Raw genomic sequence first — 22,878 nt, 5'->3', positions numbered from 1 at the left:
TCTGTGAGGAACTTTGAACGGTTCTCACTGACCATCGCACGGTGGTTCGTTACGTTGTTATTCCAACGATCGAACCCCGGGAATTACACCACTGCACGGGACGTGACCCGAAGTGGCGCGAAAGACGTGACTTCGAAATAAAGTAACCGGCGTCGTGCACGGCTAAATAAATGAGCCGAAAATCGATCTTCTCGGGGCGGGAAATTACTGTGGCCGTTAGAGAAAGTGTCGACGGTGGGACACTGCGCCGCGCCGCCGACCGCCCATTTTAGGCGTCCTTTAAATCGATGCCCTTGGTTTCCTTCATCATGAAACAGGCCACACCGGTACACGCGCAGAGAATGACGATATAGACACTGGACAGCCAGCCAATATCCAGGGAGTTGAAGAGAGCGTTTAGATAGGGGGCGGTGCCGCCGAACACGGCCACCGAAATGGAATAGGCGAATCCGATGGCCCTGGTGCGGATTCTGGTCGGAAAATTCTCAGAGAGGATCGCCGAGAGCAAAGCGCCGGGGATAGCGACGATCACCAGGGCGATCGCCGAGGCGAGCAGGAGCGTCCACCCTGCAGAACCAATCATGGCGGTCAGTGGGACGGACAGCGCGATCATAAGAACGGCGAAGATCAGCATCATCGGGCGCCGCCCGACTCGGTCGGAAATCCATCCCCAGAGCGGCAGGGTTGCCAGAGCGATCAACTGGGCCAGCAGGGTCATCCAGAAGGCGGTGCCCGAGTCCATGCCTTTCTGGGTGATCGCGTAGGTGGAGGCGTACGAGGTCCAGGTGTAGTGAGCGGCTGTCACCCCGGAGGTCATGGCGATCATCAGCACGATTGCGCGCGTAACCTGGGCCTTTGGGAGCGGTGCCGGCTTTTCGGTGCCGGCCGTGTGCTCGTCGAATACTTCACTTTCGCCCATGTTGCGACGCATATATAGGGCCGCCAGGGCGAGGAAAGCACCGAGGATGAACGGGATGCGCCATCCCCACTCGGCCACACTGTCGTCGGGCATAATACTGGTCACACCGCCGGCGACACCGTAGGCGAGTACAGATCCGCCGAAGATGGCGATGAACACGGCACTGCCCCAGAGTCCGCGATGCCGCCGAGGCGCAATTTCCGCCACGTAGGTATAGGCGGTCGCGGTTTCTCCGCCGTGAGCAAACCCCTGGATGACCCTGACCATGAGCAGAAGGAGTGACGCCCAGGCGCCGGCATTCTGATACGTCGGCATCAGAGCCATGGCCAGACTTCCGCCAGCCATCATGAGCATTGTGGTGACCAGGACGAATTTGCGCCCGCGCCGGTCGGCGACCATGCCGAAGACGATGCCGCCGAGTGGTCGCATCAGGAAGCCGACGGCGAATACTCCCAGGGTCGAGAGGAGTCCGGAGATGGGATCGTCGGGATTGAACATGGCAGCGGCGATGAACGGCGCAAAGACCGCGTAGGCGCTCCACTCATACCATTCGAGAACGTTGCCGAGAGTGCTGGCGATTAGATCCCGCCGCTTCGACCGTTCGGTCACGCCGCTGGTTGGTCTGGCCGTATCGTTATTGGTCTCATCGATCTGGGTCATCAGAAAAGGCTCCTTTGCCTTAAGGTATTCACGTCAGTGCGCCCCAAGCGGGATGTCGATGGGTCGCAGGTCGGACACTTTGTCGTGCGGGTAGAATCCGGCCCCGGTCTTTCGTCCGAGCTGTCCGGCCTCGACCAGCCGACGTAGGTTGTTCGGAACGATGGTGGCCGGGTCTTTGGACTCGGCATAAATGGAGTCGGCCACGTCGCAGACCACGTCAAGCCCAATGAAATCCGACAGCTCCAGTGGCCCGATGGGATGCCCGCAACCGAGTTTCATACCGTCGTCAATGTCTTTCGCGGAGGCATAGCCGGCGTCCAGCATGCGAGCCGCCGAGAGCAGATAGGGGATCAAGAGCCCGTTGACCGCGAAACCCGGTCTGTCATCAATGGTCAGCGGTGTTTTGTGCAGGCTCGCGCGCACAAAATGTTCGACGGCCGTCACGGTGTGCGGGTCGGTCAGGACGGTCGGGATGACCTCCACGAGGTTCATCCTGGGAACGGGATTGAAGAAATGCAGCCCAAGGAACCTACCCCTCCGGGTCAGGGCTCCGGCGAGTTTGGTAATGGGAATCGAGGAAGTGTTGGTGGCAATGATGGTCTCGACAGGAACGCATTTCTCCAGCCGTCCCAGCACGGAAAGCTTGATCTCGAGGATTTCCGGCACGGACTCGATGGCCAGGTCACACATCGAGAATTGTGACAGGTCCTCCACCGTGTGCAGTGCGGACAACCAGGATTCGGTGTCCTGACCGCTGCTTTGATGCTTGTCGACCGAGCGTTGCAGCGCCGCCTCAATGTGCGTTCGGGCAGCCCGCAGCGCATCTGTTGAAGTATCATGCAGCAGCACCGTCCTGCCCGCGCGGAGGCAGCTTTCGGCGATTCCGCGGCCCATGGCATCCGAGCCGACAACACCGACCGTTTTGATCCTCGATATTGCCGTTTGAGGCGTCATGCCTCGTACCTCCTGATCAGAGCGGCGAGTGCCTGACCGCCGCCGATGCACAGCGTGACGATGCCATATTCCGTGTCGCTGCGCTGCAAATGCCGGGCGACACGGAGGGTCAGGATGGCGCCGGTCGCTCCGATGGGGTGGCCCAGGGCGATAGCCCCGCCGTAGGGGTTGGTCTTTTCTGGATCAAGTTTCAGGTCACGGATGACGGCGACGGACTGGGCCGCGAACGCTTCGTTAAGCTCGACGATCTCAATATCTGCCGGACTGAGTCCGGTCTCGTCAAAGAGTTTTCGCAGCGCCAGGGCCGGGGCATAGCCCATCAGCGCCGGATCGATCCCCGCCGTCGCGACATATTCCAAAGTGGCCAGGCCACCGAGTCCTCGTTCGCGGGCCGTGCTGTCCTTCATTAGAATAACGGCCGCGGCGCCATCGTTGATTCCCGATGAATTGCCGGCGGTCACGCTGCCCCCCGTCTGAAACGCCGGGCGGAGCCCCTGCAGCGTTTCAAGGGTAGTGTCCGGGCGCGGTGCCTCATCGACGGTCACAGTCACCGGCTTTTTTCCGGGAACCAGAACCGGCGTGATTTCCTCGAGAAATACCGCCTGGGCTTCCGCTGTGCCCGCTCTGCGTTGGCTCTCCCAGGCAAACTCATCCTGTTCCCGCCGAGACACCCCGTATTTTTGGGCTACGTTTTCGGCGGTGACACCCATGTGTTTTTCGCTGAACGGGTCGGTGAGCATGGCCAGTGTGCCGTCGATTTGGGTACGGTCCCCCAGCCGGGCATTGCCGCGGGCGTTGTAATCCAGGAAGGGCATCCGGGACATCGATTCATCGCCGCCGGCCAGGATGACGTCGGCTCCGCCCCAGCGCAGCTGCTGCGCAGCCGACCAGATGGCCTGCAGACCGCTGCCGCAGAGCCTATTCACGGTGAAGGCGGGGGTGCGCTCGGGCACGCCGGCTGCCAGAGCGACGCGGCGGGCGTTGTAGGCATCCGCACCGGCTTGGCCGACGCAGCCCATGATGACCTCGTCGATATCGGCCGCGGTAACGCCGCTGCGCGCCATTGCCGCGGCCGCAGCAATAGCGCCCAGCTGGTGTGCTGGCACGGCCGCCAGGGCCCCGTTGTATTTCCCGACGGGCGTTCTGGCTCCGTCAACGATAACTATCTTCTGCTCTGACACTGCAATCTCGCTTCTATGACGTGAATGTGCTTGGCGTGAATGGGTTCAGGATGCGACGGTCGAGCCGACGCCGGCAAACTGCCGGGCTCCGTCCAGTAGCCTCGGGATGCCTTCTTCCAGCGAGGGGCCGAAGCCGGTGTCGCCCGGTCGTTCACCCTTGAGCCAGCGGGTGTAAATGGCTTCGCAGAAGATGGATGCCTTCCACAGGGCCAGCGTCTGGTACCAGGGCAGCGCATCCAAATCCAGATGCATTCGCTCGCGGTACCGCGAAATGAGCTGATCACGGGAGAGATATCCGGGTTCGCGGGTCACGCTGGTCAACTCGAGCGGCGTAGGAAAACTTCCGGGTTCCGAATAGGTTGCCGTGAGATAGCCAAGATCTGCCAACGGGTCACCCACCGTGGCCATTTCCCAGTCCAGGATGGCCATCACGCGTGCCGGGGACGACGGTTCAAACATCAGGTTGCCGGCTCGGAAGTCACCGTGGATCACTGTGGCGGCCTGGCTGGTGGGAATATTGCGTTCCAGCCAACCACCGATGCTGACGACCTCGGGCAGATTCCGGGTGGTGTTCACCTCCCACAGGGCAGAAAAGCGCTCGACCTGTCGCTTCAGGTAGCCTTCCGGACGCCCGAACGTAGCCAGCTCACCGGAAGAAACATCCACCTGATGCAGCTGCACCAGGGTGTCGACAACGGCGGTGCTGGTTGCCTCACGCTGCGTCATGGAACCGAGGTAGTTCGGAATGCGATCGGTGATGACGGTGCCGCCCAGGAACGACATGATGTAAAAGGGAACACCGAGAAGCGACTCATCGTCGCAGACAGCGAGGATTTCCGGAACCGGTACTCCCTGCTTTCTGACCAGCTGCTGGATTCGGGCCTCACGGACCATGTCATGGGTGGAACGCGGCAGGGGGGGACGTGGCCCCCGGCGCAACACAAACACCTCGCTGCCACGCTGGAGACGATAGGTGATATTGGATTGCCCATCTCCAATCCGACCCCAGGACAGCCGGCCGGCACCGAGGCCCCTAGCATCCATGAACTCTTCGACTGCGTCCAGAATGAGAAGCGCCGGTGAGCCCAACTGTGCCGCATCGGTGCGGCTGGCGACGACTTCGACGCCGTCGGGAGCGGTGTGCATCAGTGAATTTCCGCCAGTTCGGTGTTGAGATCAGCGGCGCGCAGAATACCACGGTCCGTAGTGGAGCCGTGCACATCGGCCAGGTACGGCTCGCCCGCATCGACGGCCCGCTTCCGCATCGACGAGGCGCGCCGGGAGATGGCCCATTTATGGGTCTCGTTAGCGCCGTCGTAAATTCGGAACGGACGAACCTCGTTCAGGTACGCGGCCAAGGGAAGCGCGTCGGAAACGCCGTCGCCACCGCAGAGCTGGATGGCGCGGTCGACCACCCGGAAGATCGCTTCCGAGCAGTGCACCTTGGCAATGGAGGACATTGCGGATCCGGCCCGTGGATCCGTGTCGAGCAGCGCGGCGGTCTTAGTGATGATGGCGTCAGAGGTTTCAATATCGATCACCGATTGGGCAATCAATTCCTGGGCAAGGCCCAGGTTCTTCATCGGAGAGCCGAACAGCTCACGGCGCTCGATCCGGTCGAGGGCGATGTCCAGCGAGCGCCGCGCCAGGCCAAGCCAGCGCATGCAGTGCGTGAGCCGGGCGGGGCCGAGGCGCACTTGGGCATATCTGAAGCCGAGTCCGACGGCCCCCAGTACCGCGTCATCCGCCACAAAGCAGTCATCGAGATAAATGTGGGGATGACCGCCAGCTATGGCACGGTCCATGGTGTGGATGCTTTCGCCGAGCCGGATGCCTTGGTTGTCGAGATCGACCAGGAACATGGTGGCACCGGTCGGGGCGTCTCCGACGGCCTCGGTGCGGGCCATCACGATGCAGAAGGCTGCGCCGTCGGCGCCGCTTGTGAACCGTTTGTGACCTTTAATGGACCATCCACCGTCGACCTTTGTCGCCACGGTGAGCAGGGCGGCCGGATCTGAACCGGCACCAGGGTGCGGCTCGGTCATTCCGAAGCAGGACCGCGACGTGCCGGCGGCCAGGGGTACAAGGTATCGCTGTTTCTGCGCCTCCGTAGCGATCAGATTTAGCATGTGCATATTGCCTTCGTCCGGCGCCATGCAGTTGAGCGCGGACGCGCCGATCGGGGAATATCCGGCCTCTTGAAAGATTGCGGACCACTGCTGAATGGGGACGCCCTGGCCGCCGAATTCCTTAGGGACGTGCGGGGCAAAGACATTGGCGGCCTTCGCCGCCGCTTGTAGCCGGTCCCGGGTGGCCTGGCCCAGGCGCTCGCCCGGCCTCGGCTCGGCGGGAATGACCGTGCTGCGGATGAATTCGCGGGTGCGGATTCGCAAATCTTCGATGTCGACGGGCAGTGACTCGGTGCTCATTGTTCTATTTCCTTTCGCGGGTGGGGGCCGATGAGTGGGGATGTTAAGCGGTGCCGCCGGCCGCAAGCAGGCCGCCGTCAAGGTTGATGACCTGACCGGTGATCCAGGCCGAATCTGAGGACGCGAGAAAAGCAACGGTGGCGGCGACATCCTCTGGATTGCCGAGGCGGCCCAGAGGATATCTCGCGGCGACTTCTGCTTCCTTACCTTCGTACAGGGCCTGGGCGAATTGCGTCTTGACAACCGCCGGTGCGACCGCGTTCACTCGTATCTTCGGCCCCATTTCGACGGCGAGAGTGCGGGTCAGATGCGCGATGGCCGCCTTGGTCACGCCATAGAAACCGATGCCGGGTGCCGGTGTCTGTCCGGTGACCGAAGACACGTTAATCACGGTGCCGCCGCGGCCGGCGAAATCCAGGGCAACGTGGTGGTAAGCATCCTGAATCCAGGCCAGGGTACCGAAGACGTTCACCTCGGTAATTTTGCGCGCGGCGGACAGATCTAGATCCATCACCGATCCGTAGACGGGGTTGATGCCCGCATTGTTGACGAGGACGTCCAGCTGGCCGAAGGTTTCGGCGACGGCATTGAGAACCTCGAGGCGGTGGTCCGGATCGTGGGCTTTGCCGGCGAGCGGAATTACGGATCCTTTCGGGAATTGGGCGGCCGCATCGTGTAACGCCTCGGTGTTACGGGCGGTGATACAGACCTGAGCGCCCTCCGCCACCAGCCGCAAGGCGATGGCCAGCCCGATACCGCGACTGGCGCCCGTGACGATGGCCGTCTTGCCCTCAAGGCGGTGCGCTTGGACGGGGTGCTCGCTCATAATCTGTCTTTCTGGGACGGTACGCCCTGGGCTGCCGTGTTTTCATCACGGAGCTCCTGGCGGCGAATTTTTCCGGTCTGTGTCTTGGGTAGGTCGTCGATGATGTGCACGATGCGGGGGTACTTGTAAGCTGCGAGGCGCTCTTTGGTGAATGCGATGAGTTCTGCTGGAGTGGCCGATGCACCTGATTTCAGGGACACGAAAGCGACGACGGTTTCGCCGCGGTACTCATCCGCCTGGCCGATCACAGCGGCCTCATGGACTGCGGGATGTTCGTATAGCGTGTCCTCGACCTCGCGGGGCCAGACCTTATACCCGGAGACGTTGATCTGGTCTTTAAGCCGGTCGACCAGATAAACCCAGCCTTGGGTGTCGATGATGGCCACGTCGCCGGTGCGAAACCTGCCTCCGGGCATTGCGTGGGTGGTAGCGTCCGGATTATTCCAGTAACCCGGGATAATTTGGGGTCCAGATAATTCCAGCTCGCCCTGGGTACCCGGCGGAACGGGTTGACCGCTCTGGTCGATGATTCTGGCTACAACGTGTGGTAGTGGAATGCCGATGGAAAGAGTGCCGCTGGAGGCGTCGACCGGCGCCTCGGCACAGGGCGGGACGGCAATTACACCGGACGTGCTTTCGGTTAATCCATAGGCATTGTGGATGTAGACGCCGAAGCGTTTTTTGAAGCGTTCCACGGTGGCCGGCGGGATTGGCGCCCCGCCGGAATACAGAGTCTTGACGGCGGTAAAATGGCTGGCGCTGGCATGCGGAAGCGCCAAAATCGCGTTGAACACAGTAATCGAGCCGATGGTAAAGCTGACCCTATGCTCGGCGAAGGCCTCCAACACGACATCGGGGTCGAAGCGGCCCGTAAAAACCAAGGTTGTGTCGGTGAACAGTGAGATCGCAGCGTTAATTACGGCGCCAGTAATATGAAATAGTGGGGCCACGGCCATGACGACGTCACCGGGGGCCAGCCGTGCAAAGCGGCCAAACGTCGTGGCGACGGCCAGGACGTTTTCGTGGGTGTTCATGGCGCCCTTAGGCGGCCCGGTCGTTCCAGAGGTATAGGTCAAGAGCGCCACGTCGTCGCGGGTCAGCTCAATGTCAGCGGGTCGCAAGCCGTCGAATTCGCGAATCAGAGCCGCAACGTCCCCGTCAGCCGAAGCTGCCGGGCGTGTTGTCATGTCACAGCTGCGCGGATCGTTCCGCGTCTGAAAGTCACGTGCAGAGGTACTGATGAGCCAGCAAGCGGTGCCTCCGGCAAGCGTTTGACGAGTTTCCGACACAGCCGTATCGGCACAAATAACACCGATGGCACCCGAGTCGTCAACGAGACGGCGCAGCTCTCTACGTTTGTACATGGGGTTCAGCAACAGTGCCGTCGCCCCCAATTTCCAGAGGGCCAGCAGGGCGAGCGCATAATGGGGCGTGTTCTGGAGGTAGATACCTACCCGGGCACCGCGAATTGTGCCGCGGGCCTCGAGCGCTATAGCGAGAGCGTCGGAGGCACGGTCGACTTCGGCGGCAGTCATCCTGCCATCGAAATAGCGAAGTGCGACGCGATCCGGATTGGCGGCGACGCGGGCCTTCCACGCCTCTACGGTGGACTCGTACCGCATCTCTGCACGTACATCCATGCTAAGAACGTCTGGTGCGGTCTGAGAATCCTCTACGGCGTTGATCCCAGAACGACTCTCTACCGAAGAGCCGATCTCACAACGGTTGGTCATAGTTGAACGAGTCACGACAGCCGCCCCCCTCCGGCATCTTCGCCGAAATTGACTTACTAACTCCTACCGAGCGATCGCTCGGTAGGAGTTAGTCTGGAGTAGACGCCATCATCTGTCAAGGCAGACAATAGCAAGCAGGCGTTTACAGTTGAAGGAGTATTCGTGAAAGTTGAGACTGCGAAAAGAGTCGGGAATGCGTGCGTGTGGCGCAAATATTCCGAAAATATTCTGCCACCCCTGCTCCAAGCCGCTTTGGATAGTTTTGTGGAGCACGGCTATCACGGCACGACAATTCGCACTGTGGCCGCTCGGGCCAAGCTCTCCGTACCGGGCCTATATCACCACTACGCCTCCAAGCAGGCACTGCTGGTGGCGATCGTACAGTTTGCAATGGAAGATTTATTGGTCAGGAGCGAAGACGCTATAGCGGAGGCAGGTTCCTCAGTGGAGGAACAGTTTCGCCTGCTGATCGAATGTCTGGCGCTCTTTCACGCTCACCGCAGTGAGCTCGCCTTCATCGCTGCTAGTGAGATCCGAAGTCTGGAAGGCGAGTCGCGAACGGCGCACATCAAATCCCGCGATAAGCAGCAGCAGATGGTGGACAACATCATCAATCAGGGTATGCGAGAGGGGATCTTTGACGCTGAGCACCCCAAAGACACCAGCCGAGCCATCGTGACTATGTGTACCGGTATTGCGCAGTGGTACCGCCATGACGGTGAGCTTTCGCCCGAAGAGCTGGCCATCAGATATGCCAACATCGCCCGAATGACTTTAGGGGTTGGCTCAGGCTCTCAAAGACGGAGTGTCATCACGGCGCCCACGCCTTTACGAACAGATGCGCGAGGCAGGCCGGACCGCGGCTGACAGCGAGCAGCGACCAGTGAATTTTGGCTATCTCGTCTGGCCGCTGCACGGAGCGACCAGACTGCCCTTAGGTTCGAGGATTCGGGTCACGTCCCGCTGTGTGGTTTCTCGACACCGTGCAGGAACCAAGGCGACGAATGCGACTCTGAGCGATACGTCATTCCCAAAGGTCCCTACTGTCAGGGTTTCTTTGGTGCCCTACGAACCCGGCTAGCCACCTGCATTCAGTGAAAATGACCGCAACCGCCGCATATTTCACTTTTTTCACAAGCCGCCCCTCCAAGACGAATTCGGCCAAAATCGTGGCTATAACCATTCAAACGGACATTTTCACGGGCCTCCGCTCACTGTCGCGCCTGCCGACCACGAGACTTCTACCCACCGGAGACATCCGGTCTACCGCCCAAGCAGGAGATGAACTGTGAGCGACCAGATCACCGAGTTGTCAGCATCCGCGCTCGCTCTAGCCATTCGCCGACGCGAGATCTCGGCCAACGAAGCCCTCGACGCGCACCTCGCCCAGATCGACCGGGTGAACCCTCGCATCAACGCCATCGTCACCCAAGATCGTGAAGCGGCCCGCGACCTTGCGGTGGCCGCCGACACCCGCACCCTGAGCGGCGACGATCTGCCTCCACTGCACGGCGTTCCGATCACGCATAAGGACACGCATTCCACCGCCGGCCTGCGCACGACCTTCGGGTCACCAGTGTTCGCTGACCACGTGCCCGATCACGACGATCTGATCATCGAGCGGTTCAAGGCCGCCGGTGTCGTCACCACCGGTAAATCCAACGTGCCGGAGTTCGCGGCCGGGTCGCACACCTTCAACGAGGTCTTCGGAACGACCACCAACCCGTATGACCCCTCTCTCAGCGCGGGCGGCAGTAGCGGAGGGGCCGCCGCAGCTCTGGCCGCACGCATCCAGGCCATTAGCGACGGCAGCGACATGGGCGGCTCGCTGCGCATTCCCGCCTCTTTTTGCAACGTGGTGGGATTCCGGCCGTCGCTCGGCGTGGTCCCCCTGCAGCCGAGCCGTAACGCCTGGAGCTGGCTCTCTCGCAGCGGTCCCTTGGCCCGGGAGGTGACCGATATTGCCCTGGCCATGTCGGTGATTGCGGGACCAGACGCCGCTACACCGTATTTCAACCCGGTGCCGGCACACCGGTTTCTTGAGCCGCTGCAGCGCGATCTCACAGGGCTCGTCATCGGCTGGTCCGACGATTTCGGTCTGGGAATTCCGGTGCAGAAAGAGGTGCTGCGCGTGCTGCATCAGCAGCTGCAGGTGTTCGAAGACCTCGGCGCGACAGTGGAGCAGGCGGCCCCTGATCTGCGTGACGCCGATGAGGTGTTCAGCACAGTGCGCGCGTTCGACTTTGCCTTGTCCTACGGCGATCTTGTGGCCCGGCACGGCGACAAGATTAAACCCGAGGTGCGCTGGAATGTGGAGCGCGGCCTTGCTCTGAACGGAGCCGACGTCGTCTCGGCCGCGCTGGCCCGCACCCGGTTAGCGCAAAAGACTCGTATCTTCTTCGCCCGCTACGACGTTTTCGCGAGTCCGGCCGCCCAGCTGCTTCCCTTCGATGCCGCCCTGCGGTATCCGACCGAGATCGACGGCGTGCCGTTTGAGAACTACCTTGAGTGGATGCGTTCCGCCTGCGTCGTTTCTGCGACCGGGCTTCCCGCGCTTTGCGTGCCAGCGGGTTTCAGCGAGTCCGGTCTGCCGGTCGGATTACAGCTGGTCATGGACCACGGGCAGGATGTCGAGCTGCTGCAGGTGGGGTACAGCTTCGAACAGGCCACCCGCTATGCGTGGCAGGCTCCCGATCTGCGCGACATAGGTAGCTGAAATGCGTCGTCGACGTTCAGATTCGCGCGGGCTGCAGCACTCGTCCGCCTCGTTTGAAAGCCTCGAGCAGCAGACTGACATCAATCGATTTGGTGTGAGCAACCCAAGGCGCGGACGTCACGCAGGCATAGAGGGCAGCTTGGTCCTTCGCCGTGACATTCGCTACGATCTGGTAGTCGCCGGCGACCGCGGCTGCGTACCTCACCAGCGGCGAGGCCGCGAGCTCTCGCCCGACCGCCTCGACGTTCTTCGGGTCGCTGCGGATCCACAAAAACGCTTCGACGGGAAGGCCGACACTCGCCGGTTCAACGACCGCCCGAATGTAAACATGGTTGTTCTGCAGCAGCCATTCCGTGCGGCGGCGGGCCGTGGCGTTGGACACCCCAGTCAGGCGGGCCAACCGTTCGCAGGACACCCGCCCGTCTCGGCAAAGCGCCTCCACGATCTCGTTGTCGACCCGGCTCAGCCGCTGCGGCTCCTGCAGACTCCACGTGTCCGTCGTCACACCGGCCCGCAGGGCATCAGCTTCGACCTCCGTCAGCAAGTCAGGCTGCCAGCCGCGGATGGTGCGGAAGTAGCGCATCACGGGGTAGCTGACTGCGCGCACCAAACCGACCGTACCGGGGATCTCGTCCGTGAGCAGTGCCGGCATCAGCTCGGCCTCGGTCAGCACTTCGACGACACAGTCCACGCCGCCGGTCATCGTGTACGAGAAGGTCGAATCGCGACGCTGCGCCAGTGCGTTCGCGGTCGCGCGCGTGGTGCCCGGCGCGGTCTGAACGCGGATGATCACCGAGGTGGATTGTGGGCGGAGTCCGGCCACCTGCACCAGCCGGGCTTCGATCAGTTCACTGCCCCGGCGGGCGACAGTGCGCTCCGGTTCGCCGAGCACGACGGCGATTTGGCTCCAAGAGCTGCGCCCGTCGAACTGCAGCGCGGCCGCAATCCGCCGCTCCAAGGGATCCAGTAGCCGCACAATCCATCCTTGCTCGTACGCCGTTCCTTGAAAATACAAGGATTTCCTTAGCGCCGAACTTATCATCACTCACTGCCCCACCCGCATTCCAGCACTGGAGCACTTATGATTACGTCCCTACCCGGTGACCCTGACTCAACCGACATCCTTGCCATTGCCAACCTGCCAATCCTGTGGATTTTGGCTGTCGGCGTGTTCGCCGCCATCATCCTGCAAACGGTCGTGTACATACGTGCGGCCCGGATCGCCGCGCCGGCGGCCGGCATCAGCTCGGCCGAACTGAAAACCTCGTTCCGCGCCGGCGCCGTGGCCGCAATTGGCCCCTCCCTGGCGGTAGTGCTCGTCAGTGTGGCCCTGCTCAGCCTGTTCGGAACCCCGGCTGTGCTAGTGCGCGTCGGTCTGGTCGGGTCGGCTGCCACCGAGACTGCTTCGGCCAGTATTGCCGCCAGTACCATGGGAGCAGCCCTTGGCGACGCGAGCTACACCCAGAGCGTGTTCGCCGTCGCATTTATGGCGATGAGCCTCTCCGGCGCCATGTGGATGATCGCCACCCTGGTGTTGACCCCGCTGCTTAAACGCGGCGACTCTCGGCTGCGCAGCGTGAACCCCACCCTGATGGCCATCATCCCCGCTGCCGCGCTCCTCGGAGCGTTCGCGAGCCTCGGCATCGGCGAGCTCGGCAAAACCCCCGTGCACATCCTGACCGTTGTCACCTCGGCCGCGGTGATGGGCGCCTGCCTGTTCCTGGCACGCCGCTTCAACTTGGGCTGGCTACGCGAATGGGGGCTCGGCTTCTCCATCGTGATCGGCCTCATCGTCGCATACACCGCCCACACCACCGGCCTCGCACCGGTCGCCTGAACCAACATCGAGAAAGGCCAGCATGTCCTCCACAACAGTGATCACCACGCCGTCCGCCGATTTGGCGACCTTCGACCGCACAACGAGCCGCTGGGGTCGGTCCACCATGATCGCCGCACTGGTCATGTCACTCGCCGCGCCGCTCTACCTGGTGCTTTTCGCCGACCTTGGCATCACGCAGACACAGGTCTGGATCGCGTTCCTCGCCGTTGCCGCCGTGTTCTCGGTGCTGTGGGTGGTCGAACCGATCACCTACTACCCGATCCTTGGTCCCGCGGCAATGTACCAGGCGTTCATGATCGGCAACATCGCCAACAAGCTGCTCCCCTCTGCACTGGTCGCCCAAGCGGCCATCGGCGCTAAGGCTGGCACCAAGCGCGGCGAATTCTCAGCCCTGATGGCCATCTGCGGCGCCGCGATGGTGCACGTGTTCTTCATGCTGGTGTTCGTCGGTCTATTCGGCTCTTGGCTGGTCAACATCGTGCCAGCCGACGTCACCGACGTCGCGCGCCTGTACATCTTCCCCAGCATCATCGGCGGGGTCATCGTGCAGCTCGTGGTGTCATTGAAACAACCTCGCGTCACGCTTATCGCCATCGGCACAGCCGCGTTCGTCTTCTTTGTGCTCGTGCCCGCCGTCCCCAGCGTCGCAAACCTCGCCACCGGAATTACCGTCGTCACCACCGCCGTGCTGGCCTGGTTCCTTCGCAGCAAGCCCCGTTCCGACTCCACGAAAGAGATCTCATGACCGTGACCCTACTTCCGACTGATGACACCACGACCCGCACGATGCAGGAGCTGTACCGGCACCTGCACGCGCATCCGGAACTGTCCATGCAGGAGACCGAGACCTGTGCGTTCCTCACCCGGCGCCTTGATGATCTCGGGCTCGAGACCTTCCGCTGCGGCGGGACCGGCGTCGTCGGTATCCTGCGCAACGGCGCCGGTCCCACGGTCGCCTACCGCGCCGACATCGACGGCCTGCCTATCCAGGAAGAGACCGAACTCGACTACGCGAGCACCGCCCGCGGCACCCTGGCCGACGGCACCGACGTGCCTGCGATGCACGGGTGTGGCCACGACACTCACATGACAGTCGCGTTGACACTGGCCGAGCACCTCGTCACCCACCCGTCGGCTTGGGCAGGCACCGTGGTGTTCATCTTCCAACCCGGGGAAGAGACCGGAGCGGGAGCGGTAGCCATGCTCGCCGACGGGCTGTGGGACCGCGCCCCCCGCCCCGAGATCGTCTTCGGCCAGCACGTATGGCCCGGCCTCGCTGGCACCGTCGACATCAGCAGCGGCGTGGCGATGGCGATGGCTGATTCCTGGAAGGTGACCGTGCACGGCCGTCAGGCCCACGGCTCCCAGCCCGATCAGTCGATCGACCCGATCGTGATCGGCGCTCACATGGTCGTGCGTCTGCAGACCGTCGTGTCGCGAGAGGTGCACCCGATGAAGGCCGCTGTGGTCACGGTCGGCACCTTCCACGGCGGACTCAAGGAAAACATCATCCCCGCCACTGCCGAGTTCACTGTAAACGTGCGCACTTTTGACGTCGAAGTGCGGACCCGCGTACTGGATTCGCTGCGCCGCATCATCGCGGCCGAAGCACAAGCATCCGGAGCCCCCGATCCGATGATCGAGGTGCTCTCCACATTCCCCCGCTGCTACAACGACCCGGCGGCTACCCAACAACTGATCGCTGCGCTCAGCGGCGCCCTCGGAGCGAACGGCGTAAAAGAGGTTCCGCCAGTGATGGGAAGTGAGGACTTCGGACTGCTTGCCGAGGCCATCGGCGTACCCTCGGTGTATTGGATGTTCGGCGGCTATTCCCAGCAAACCATCGACGCAACCGAATCCGTCGCCGGCAACCACTCCCCACATTTCGCCCCCGACTCCGAGCCGGCCTTGGCAGCCGGGCTCACCGCCGCCCTCACCGCCATACTGTCGCGGGTCGGCACGCCGGGCGGCGCCGCATGAACACCTCAACAGCCCGACTCTCGGTCAACGGACCCCGACTGGTCGCTGACCTCAAAGCACTCGGCAGCATCGGATGCGGGCCGGGCGGCGGCCTGGATCGCACTTCCTTCTCGGCAGCGGATGGCGAGGCTCGTGCATGGCTGCTCGGGCGCTGCGCCGAAGCCGGTCTCAGGGCGGAAGTGGACGGCATCGGGAACATCGTCGTATCGCCCGACTACGATGCCCGGACTGCGGCCCAGCCCGCCGTGTGGTCCGGGTCGCACATCGACACCGTGCCAAACGGGGGCGCATTCGACGGGGCGCTCGGTGTGCTCGCCGCGCTGGAATGCCTGCGCCGCATCCAAGAGGAACGCCCAGCCCTAGACCGGCCGGTGCGGGCGGTCATGTTCACCGACGAGGAGGGCAACTACGCCCATCTGTTCGGGTCGAGCGCACTCGCACGAGGATTTTCCCGCACCGAGCTGGAGTCGCTCACCGGTCGAGACGGCGACCGGTTCGCTGACACCTTTGCGGCCACCGGCGGAGACCTCGATGCGGCCACGGCGACCAAGCTGGACCCCGCTACGCTGCACGCCACGGTGGAGTTGCACATCGAGCAGGGACCGACGCTCGAGCAGCTCGGGCACGACATCGGCGTGGTCACCGGCATCGTGGCGCTCGGCGGCGGCGTGGTGTCGTTCCGAGGCCGGGCCGACCATGCCGGCACCACCCCGATGAACCAGCGCCGCGACGCCCTCACTGCCGCCGGCGCACTGCTCGTGGCGTTGCCCGAAGTGGCCTCAAGCGTTAGCGAGCGTGCCGTCGTCACCTCGGGAATCGTGACGGTCGAGCCGGGAAGCGCCAACGTGATCCCAGGGCTGGCCAGGGTTACGGTGGATTTTCGGGAAGCGGAGACGGATCTGGTTGACGCCCTGCAAACGACCATCGTGGATGTGGCCCGGGAGATTGCGCTACGCTACGGGGTGCAAGTGGAGTTCGATTTTGAGGTCACGATCCCGCCGGTTCGGCTCGACGCCAGCATTCAGGCGACCATCGAGGCCGCGGCCGCCGCGCGTGAGTTGTTGTACAGCTCGCTGCCGTCCGGGGCTGGCCATGACTCGCAAAACATGGCTCAGCTGGCGCCGACGGGCATGATCTTCGTGCCGAGCATCGACGGACGCAGCCACTGCCCCGAGGAGAACACTGCGTGGATCGACGTGGAGAACGGCGCGAATGTGCTGCTCGACACCCTGCTGAGCCTCGCCCGCGACTGATGGTCCCGCCCCGCGCCTTCAAGGTGGCCAGCGAGAAGTGCTCCCGGGATTCTATAGGCCAACATGTGGTTCTCGAGCTGACCCAGCGCGACGCACCCCAGGAGTACATTTCCGCCGTTCAATAAAAGAAGGCAGTCAAACAGGATTCACGCGTTCCGGAGAAGAAATGGGTGATGCCTCTTTTCGAGATGATGTTTTTCCCTGGAACGTGCCTACGCAGGACCGATCAGAATGCTAGCCGACCATACATGTTCGTGACATTGCGGGGAGTCACATGATTAGATACCGAGGGGCAAGCCACGATTCGCCATCACGTTTGGTTAGGCATTCCGGTGACCATTGATATTTCCCGCAGGTATAGAACGCAGCCTCGGAATCCCGCCTCCGCGCCACGTTCTCGTCGCGGTCGCTGACGTCGTCGTCTGCCTTCGCAGGCGGTTCGGCGGCCAAGCCGTCTGGCGCGTCGGCCGATCACGCTCCAGCCGCGTCCACCCAGTCGCGGAGGCGCTGGCGGGCGTCGCCGAATTCGCGGAGCCATCCGAACGGGGCCGAGCAGTGCTGGGCGGGGTCGTAGGCGCGAGCCCGTGCAGATGCACGGCAGAGAGTTCTCAGACGAGTTAGGAGTCCCGGTGCCAGAACGGCGGCACAACGGATGCCGGCAGCCCGTAGGTGCGTCGAAGACACTTCACGCACTAGTTGAGTCCGATCCATTCGGCCTCGGCATCTTCGGCGTTGAGGAGGCTTCTGCCAACTTGTTGGGGTGCTGCTAGTGCGTTCGTGCCTAGCCGCAGTCGATCAGTCGACCAGTCGACCAGTCGAATAGAATTATAACTATCGTGCCGCCGGGGCTCAGCCGGAATCGCGCCCAAAAGAATAGGTGAGCGAGCAGGTAAATCAAATAGAATCCAAAAAGTCCCAGTAAATCTTGCGATCTACCAGCACTTTTTTGTCTCGTCGGGCTGACGTGATTCGAACACGCGACCCCTTGCAGAATCGGGGCGATTCTGGCCGTGACCGAATGTCTCGGGAACTCGCGGATTCCCTTGATCTTGCAGGGAACCGGGCGGTTCACTTCATCTGAGCGTACGCGTCCATGTTCGGTCGGTCACGGTTGATTTAGGTGGGTCAATGGTGGGCATCCCACCATTGATTGGTCCGACCGCGTCGAGCGCTCTCGTCTGGCCATGGAACTGGAATCTCAGTGCCGCTCGATCATTGCATCGGAGGCAGGCACAGCGTGCCGCCGCTAGACCCCTGGGGCAGGATTCGCGACGAGTGCCCTGATGAGCGCCGCCAGTCGGTCAGCTGGTACGCCCGAGTGGGCCACGACAAGGCTCTGGCGTGCCGAGTCCGCAAGGGCATGCAGGGTTCGAGCGGCGTCGAGTCTCGTTCCGGATACGGGAGGAGTTCCAATCTTCCAGCCACCGATCTGGTCGACTGGATACTCGAACGCGATCGACAGGAGGTTGTAGAGATCGGTGATGTCCTTGGGCGCGTGGCGTGACTGTGCGGCATAGGCCTTGAAAAGGAGGGCGAGCTCGACCGGGGGCACGCGGACCACGAAATCAAGCCGCGTTCCGTCCGTCAACAAGACGCCAACTTCGAGGACGATCGGATCAACGCGGTGAGCAACAGACTCGCCATGTGGCCGCCGATGATGCGGACATCGCCGATCCGTTTTGTGATCTCGGCAACGTCGGCGAGAGCGCGGAAGGCCGCGTCGTCCGCGTTCGATGTAGCGACGGTCTCGATCCGACGCCTGATCACGGGAGCCAACCCGCCAGAACCGCTCGCCGGATTCTCTCGACAGCGTCGGCCGCGTCGGGACCCCCCGTCCGCTGCACATCCCACGCCACGAGGACCGGGTCGGCTATCCAGCCGGACCCCGTCGACGTCCAGGCACGGGCGGTCGACCAGATCGTGGGATCAGCTGGAACCACACATTCAAGGGTGGCGTTCTCTCGCGTGGTTTCGGAAAAACCGAATTGGGCCAGGTCAAGGCCTGTTTGCGCGTAAACGACCGCGCGGCGGCCCATGCGCCACGGCGCTATCAGATCAGCGGCCGGGTCCCCTGACAGGAGCACGTTCAACTCGGCGGCAGCGTCCTGAGCAGCTTGCGCCTGCCGCGTGATGGAGTCCAGCCCCATCCAGTAGCTGGTAATGCCTTGCGGCCCCGGATATTTCGTTAGGAATTGCTCCCACAATGCGTCGGGCCGCAGTGCGTGCCAGCCGCCCGTTTCGCGAGTCACCGCGGTGTCCAGCGCGCGGAGTGCGTTGGAAATGGCTACCTGCGACACACCGCACTCAGCGGCGAGATCGATCTGGGTTCGCGGTCGCGGCGTCCGAAGGAGCACCCGGAACAGAGCGAACCGCCCCCACGCGACTCGCCCACGTGCCGGCGCAGGTCTACGGGATGGTGCGCGCCCCCTGAGCAGTCCGTCTTCCATGCGCTCACCGGCAAGAAAAACGACACGATCCTGCACAGAGACAACAGAAATCCGCGGGTCGAGTGATGCGGCCTCAGCCAATCCTGCAGTCGCCACCACGCGTAGATCAGTCACCCCAACCGATCGAAGCATCACCGGTCTTCACAATTTCTCTGGCTAAGGCAGCAATCACTGCGCAAGCGCGAGAAATTGATGGCGAGTTCACCGTATTGCAGGGTTCAGGGGCCCGGCCGATGTGGGTAGGAAAGCGGCACGGCTATGGGGGATTGCACGCAAAGCTCCTCGGTGACGGGTCTATTGTCGTTGACTCGTCCGGAACGGCGATGTTCACTCGAGACGTGGCTTTCGCGTCGCCGTCGGCCGCCGGGGCCGTGATTACCGGGCGAGCGTGCAACGGTCGCACAGCGTGGCTGAGCACGGAAGCCGGCGAAACATTCGGGCATTGGCAGAGTCGCGGCCTCGGTGATGGGCAGTTAGCCGGTGTCTGAGCCCACGCCCTCGAAGAGCCAGTTTCTTGTCTACCGGGATGAATCCGGCCAGGCGCGCATCGATGTCCGCTTCGATGGAGACACGGTGTGGTTCACGCAGGCGCAGCTTGCCGAGCTTTTCAACACGTCCCAACAAAACGTCAGCCTGCATATCAGGAATATTTGCGAAGAGGATGAACTGACCCCAACGGCAACTCACAAGGAATACTTGTCGGTTCGCAGCGAAGGAACCCGCGACGTGTCCCGCAAGCGCGCGCACTACAACCTCGACATGATCATCTCGGTCGGCTACCGGGTGCGGTCGAAGACAGCCACGGCCTTTCGGGTCTGGGCGACCAAGCGGCTGCGTGAGTACATCGTAAAGGGGTTCGTTCTCGACGATGAGCGGTTGAAGAACCCCGATGTCCCCTTTGATTACTTCGATGAGCTGCTGCTGCGCATCCAGGACATCCAAACTTCGGAGCGGCGCTTCTACCAGAAGATCACCGACGTATACGCGACGTCCGTTGACTACGACAACGACGCCGCCGTGACCCAGACGTTCTATGGCACGGTGCAGAACAAATTGCATTGGGCGATCACCGGTCAGACAGCGGCCGAAGTGGTGCAGTCACGGGCGGATGCGACGAAGCCGAACATGGGGCTCACCAGCTGGCGCAAGCCACGCATCCACAAGTCCGCTGTGTCGATCGCGAAGAATTACTACACCGAACCAGAGTTGTCTGCCCTGCAGAACTTGACCGAGCAGTACCTGGTCTTCGCTGCCGGGCAGGCCGAGCGGCGCGTTCCGATGCGCATGGCTGACTGGGTGAGCAAACTCGACGGGTTTCTGACTCTGAATGATCGCGAGATTTTGCGGGATGCGGGTAGGGCATGATCTCGCCGTCGCGCACGCAGTACGCGAGTTCGAGGCGTTCAAGCGCCTCGACTCTGCCAGTGCGATTTCGGATTTCGACGAGTTCAGCAAGCGGATGATTGAAGGAGGCACGCCGCCGAAAACGGGGGATAGATAGTTGGGGGACAAAACGTGAGCGTCAGGCAGGTCGAAAGAAAAACTCAAGAGCGCGTCGTCGAGCTCTTTCAGGCGCGAGGCTACGAGTGCGCCGGTAATTGGGATCAGCGCGTGGGCACCTCTCACATCGATGTTGACTATCTGCAACAGAAAATTCAGTCCCGCGTCTACGACGTGCGTCAGTATTGGCCAAGGTTAAAGCAACGCCGTGAAGACTCCGTTCTTGCGCCATGACGGGAAGCACGCTCGTTCTGGCGGCAAAACCGCTGCGGAACGCACAGCTGGCGTGCGGCCGTGAATCGCCGGATCCCAGGACTTGAACCTGCGACGCCGCGACTCTGGGTCCAATGATCACTCGATCAGCTTGCTTGGATGAATCCAGCGGTTAAACACCTTTTGATCAGGACAAATATGCGCAATCGACAAATTTGGACGAGGATAAAATGCGCGAATTAGACTCCAAAACTGGGCGAAAATGCCCAAATTCGCGCCCATAAACAATGGGTGAACAATGGCTTTGCAAGTTCTTAAACGAAAAGAGTCCTGATAAACCTAGGTTTATCAGGACTTTTGTGGGCTGTTCGCGAAACCCAACAGGGCGCGGATCGCGTGCCACCACGAGAGCCGTTTTCCTCCGCATCCCGCATCAATTTCCTCCACTGCTGCCGGACGAAGAGTTACTGGGGAGGGCGACGGATCTACTCGTCATTCATCGGGTCAGCGCTCCGGACGTCAGTCAATGGACTGGTTCGCTGGATCGCAGGCTTGGGTCGCGCCACGCCCAACGGAACCCACCTGATCACTACGCACTCCCTTACTCGGCAAGACGACCGGCACCCGAAATTCTCAGCAGTGCCTCGCCGGACGTGACGAGAGCCCGCAGCTCCCCAACCAGCTTGCCGAGCCCATCTCGCAGTTCGACGCGTTCGGCGGTGGCGTCGAGGATGGAATGCCGAGCAGCGTCGACGAGTGGCTCCAATTCGGTCAGTGCCATCGCCGTAGCCCGCTCCCCGATGCGATCGAGCTCGGCGTCCAGGGCGCGGCGCTGACGGTCGCGTTCCGCTGCGCTCGCCCGACTCCTGAAGAGCTGTTCGGCCATGGACGACATTTCGACGATCAGTGGGACGACGGCCGTGGCGGTGGCAACTCGCTTGCTCACCTTCATCGCTGATGACGCGCTGGTCTTTACAGGCTTCTTCATCGTCGAGAGCTTCTCGTAGTCGGTTAAGGCTTTGAGCAACGCGTCCGACACACGTTTGACGGCTGGCGAGATGACCTCGGTCGTCTCCTTGACGGACGTCGAGCGGCCGGCTTCGATGCGGATCGAATCCGCAAGTTCTTCGAGCTTCTTCCAGGACGGTCGCTGTTGCTCCAGTGCGATCGTGTCGTCGACGTTGCGCAGGAGCTTCTCGACGTTGCGCTCCTGGAGACCGTACCAGAAGTCAATGGTCGCATTTAGCGACTTCTGGATTCCGTCGGAATCGCGCTGGTCGTCGACGGCTTGCCCGATGGTCTCCGAGATCTTGCCACGTAGGTCGGCATCAGCGGAGCTCTGGAGCGCGTCTAGCTGCGCCACCCACGATTGACGCAGTCGCAATCCTTCATCCGAGAAGTTCTCGTGAGAGAGATATTTCCCCACTTCAGCTTGGAGGCCATCCAGCGAGTTGGCGACCGACTTTCGCCAGAAACGCTGCGCCGAAGATGCTCTTAGCGACGAGCCGTCACGGGACCCAAGGTTGGTGAGCGCGTCACGTAGTTCGGCGATGCCATCCCAGCCCCGGAACTCATCCCACAGCTGCGGATCCGGGTTGCGCTCCGACCCGGCCATCTGCGCGAAGTCCTGCGATACGACGAACACGGGAACGGCGTCGTCCAGTTCCAGTGCGCGGCGAAGTTCGTCGGTCTTTCGCTGCGCTAGATCCCGGTATCCGTCCTCGTCGGATTCGGGGTCGACGCCCGCCTCGTCGAACCGGGAGATGACGAACCACAGCGAACCTGGCACCCAGTCGCGTCGGACGAGTGCCTGCAGCGCGGGGAACTCGGCGGTCGCGAGCTGAGGGGTGACGGTGACGACGGCGACGTCGGTCAGCTCGACCGCGGTATTGGCCAGTTGGGTGTTCATGTCGGCGCGAGCGTCTTCAGCCCCGGTCACGAAGCCCGGGGTGTCGCGAAGCAGGCACCCCACCGCCCGAACTTCGTTGACTTCGAAGGTCTCGTGACGCGCGCTGATGGTCAGCCAGTCCGGCACCTCAACTCCGGAGTCGACGATCAAACGTCGCAGCAGCGAGCTCTTGCCCGTGTCGTACGCACCGTAGACCGTGACGACGGGGGCGCTGAGGCTCGCGAACTGTTGCCACTGCTCGTCGGCTTCGAGCCCGAGTTGCCCGCCAGGGATGGCATCAAGCCAGGACTTGGCTTCGGTGAGGTCGATGGGGCTCAC

19 protein-coding genes are annotated in these 22,878 nt (G+C 62.3%); 8 read left to right on the top strand and 11 right to left on the bottom strand.

Annotated features, from left to right (window positions below; translation table 11 throughout):
- Positions 1 to 268: 268 nt before the first annotated feature.
- From E3O11_RS03580 to E3O11_RS03550, 7 genes are read right to left on the bottom strand one after another with little or no spacing between them, the layout of a single operon-like run.
- Entirely contained in the window at positions 269 to 1,579 is a 1,311-nt protein-coding gene (locus E3O11_RS03580) for an MFS transporter (RefSeq protein ID WP_092451396.1), read from the bottom strand.
- Between the two features lie 33 nt (positions 1,580 to 1,612).
- Positions 1,613 to 2,533, bottom strand: a complete 921-nt coding sequence (locus E3O11_RS03575) for a 3-hydroxyacyl-CoA dehydrogenase family protein (RefSeq protein WP_092451398.1) — start codon at positions 2,531 to 2,533, stop codon at positions 1,613 to 1,615.
- Positions 2,530 to 3,714 carry a thiolase family protein gene (locus E3O11_RS03570; protein ID WP_092451400.1) on the bottom strand — a complete coding sequence of 395 codons (1,185 nt, stop codon included), beginning with the start codon at positions 3,712 to 3,714 and terminating at the stop codon, positions 2,530 to 2,532. Before E3O11_RS03570 ends, E3O11_RS03575 begins: the two co-directional genes overlap by 4 nt.
- Positions 3,715 to 3,759: 45 nt before the next feature.
- Complete coding sequence (locus E3O11_RS03565; protein ID WP_241994629.1) at positions 3,760 to 4,803, bottom strand: phosphotransferase family protein; 1,044 nt, start codon at positions 4,801 to 4,803, stop codon at positions 3,760 to 3,762.
- A gap of 56 nt (positions 4,804 to 4,859) precedes the next feature.
- On the bottom strand, positions 4,860 to 6,143 hold the full coding sequence (locus tag E3O11_RS03560; protein WP_092451404.1) for an acyl-CoA dehydrogenase family protein: 1,284 nt from the start codon (positions 6,141 to 6,143) through the stop codon (positions 4,860 to 4,862).
- 43 nt (positions 6,144 to 6,186) lie between these two features.
- Positions 6,187 to 6,969, bottom strand: a complete 783-nt coding sequence (locus E3O11_RS03555; RefSeq protein WP_092451406.1) for an SDR family oxidoreductase — start codon at positions 6,967 to 6,969, stop codon at positions 6,187 to 6,189.
- Complete coding sequence (locus tag E3O11_RS03550; protein WP_092451408.1) at positions 6,966 to 8,609, bottom strand: class I adenylate-forming enzyme family protein; 1,644 nt, start codon at positions 8,607 to 8,609, stop codon at positions 6,966 to 6,968. The genes E3O11_RS03555 and E3O11_RS03550 overlap by 4 nt, the downstream gene beginning before the upstream one ends.
- Before the next feature lie 255 nt (positions 8,610 to 8,864).
- Here E3O11_RS03550 and E3O11_RS03545 point away from each other — a divergent pair, with 255 nt between their 5' ends.
- Positions 8,865 to 9,569, top strand: coding sequence for a TetR/AcrR family transcriptional regulator (locus E3O11_RS03545; RefSeq protein WP_092451410.1), 705 nt, complete (start codon positions 8,865 to 8,867; stop codon positions 9,567 to 9,569).
- Between the two features lie 421 nt (positions 9,570 to 9,990).
- Positions 9,991 to 11,418 (top strand): amidase, encoded by a 1,428-nt coding sequence (locus tag E3O11_RS03540; RefSeq protein WP_092451412.1) that lies wholly within the window; start codon positions 9,991 to 9,993, stop codon positions 11,416 to 11,418.
- A 16-nt stretch (positions 11,419 to 11,434) separates the two neighbouring features.
- Here E3O11_RS03540 and E3O11_RS03535 read toward each other — a convergent pair whose 3' ends face one another.
- Positions 11,435 to 12,310 (bottom strand): Lrp/AsnC family transcriptional regulator, encoded by an 876-nt coding sequence (locus tag E3O11_RS03535; protein WP_307725696.1) that lies wholly within the window; start codon positions 12,308 to 12,310, stop codon positions 11,435 to 11,437.
- A 189-nt stretch (positions 12,311 to 12,499) separates the two neighbouring features.
- Between E3O11_RS03535 and E3O11_RS03530 the strand changes: the two genes are divergently transcribed.
- Genes E3O11_RS03530 through E3O11_RS03515 form a run of 4 tightly spaced genes read left to right on the top strand, consistent with a single transcriptional unit; the run spans position 12,500 to position 16,491 of the window.
- Positions 12,500 to 13,255 (top strand): DUF5058 family protein, encoded by a 756-nt coding sequence (locus E3O11_RS03530; protein WP_092451416.1) that lies wholly within the window; start codon positions 12,500 to 12,502, stop codon positions 13,253 to 13,255.
- A 22-nt stretch (positions 13,256 to 13,277) separates the two neighbouring features.
- The gene (locus E3O11_RS03525; protein WP_092451418.1) at positions 13,278 to 14,003 is read left to right on the top strand and encodes a hypothetical protein; all 726 of its coding nucleotides are present in this window, start codon (positions 13,278 to 13,280) and stop codon (positions 14,001 to 14,003) included.
- Positions 14,000 to 15,238, top strand: a complete 1,239-nt coding sequence (locus tag E3O11_RS03520) for an amidohydrolase (RefSeq protein ID WP_092451420.1) — start codon at positions 14,000 to 14,002, stop codon at positions 15,236 to 15,238. The genes E3O11_RS03525 and E3O11_RS03520 overlap by 4 nt, the downstream gene beginning before the upstream one ends.
- Positions 15,235 to 16,491: a Zn-dependent hydrolase gene (locus E3O11_RS03515; RefSeq protein WP_092451422.1), complete on the top strand. Its 1,257-nt coding sequence runs from the start codon at positions 15,235 to 15,237 to the stop codon at positions 16,489 to 16,491. The genes E3O11_RS03520 and E3O11_RS03515 overlap by 4 nt, the downstream gene beginning before the upstream one ends.
- A 1,246-nt stretch (positions 16,492 to 17,737) precedes the next feature.
- Here E3O11_RS03515 and E3O11_RS03510 read toward each other — a convergent pair.
- Complete coding sequence (locus tag E3O11_RS03510) at positions 17,738 to 18,052, bottom strand: hypothetical protein (RefSeq protein ID WP_134477008.1); 315 nt, start codon at positions 18,050 to 18,052, stop codon at positions 17,738 to 17,740.
- Positions 18,053 to 18,254: 202 nt separating this feature from the next.
- Entirely contained in the window at positions 18,255 to 18,788 is a 534-nt protein-coding gene (locus E3O11_RS03505; RefSeq protein ID WP_092451428.1) for a hypothetical protein, read from the bottom strand.
- A 215-nt stretch (positions 18,789 to 19,003) separates the two neighbouring features.
- Here E3O11_RS03505 and E3O11_RS18660 point away from each other — a divergent pair, with 215 nt between their 5' ends.
- Together E3O11_RS18660 and E3O11_RS03495 are read left to right on the top strand one after the other, a co-directional pair.
- Complete coding sequence (locus E3O11_RS18660; RefSeq protein ID WP_092451430.1) at positions 19,004 to 19,426, top strand: DUF4357 domain-containing protein; 423 nt, start codon at positions 19,004 to 19,006, stop codon at positions 19,424 to 19,426.
- The gene (locus E3O11_RS03495) at positions 19,419 to 20,303 is read left to right on the top strand and encodes a virulence RhuM family protein (RefSeq protein ID WP_198415538.1); all 885 of its coding nucleotides are present in this window, start codon (positions 19,419 to 19,421) and stop codon (positions 20,301 to 20,303) included. The genes E3O11_RS18660 and E3O11_RS03495 overlap by 8 nt, the downstream gene beginning before the upstream one ends.
- A gap of 949 nt (positions 20,304 to 21,252) precedes the next feature.
- Here E3O11_RS03495 and E3O11_RS03485 read toward each other — a convergent pair.
- Complete coding sequence (locus E3O11_RS03485) at positions 21,253 to 22,878, bottom strand: GTPase domain-containing protein (RefSeq protein WP_092451432.1); 1,626 nt, start codon at positions 22,876 to 22,878, stop codon at positions 21,253 to 21,255.

The organism is Cryobacterium levicorallinum (assembly GCF_004402405.1).
Lineage (GTDB): Bacteria > Actinomycetota > Actinomycetes > Actinomycetales > Microbacteriaceae > Cryobacterium > Cryobacterium levicorallinum.
The sequence above is the reverse complement of the archived record's forward strand: the minus strand, read 5'-3'. Positions and strand labels throughout refer to the sequence as shown.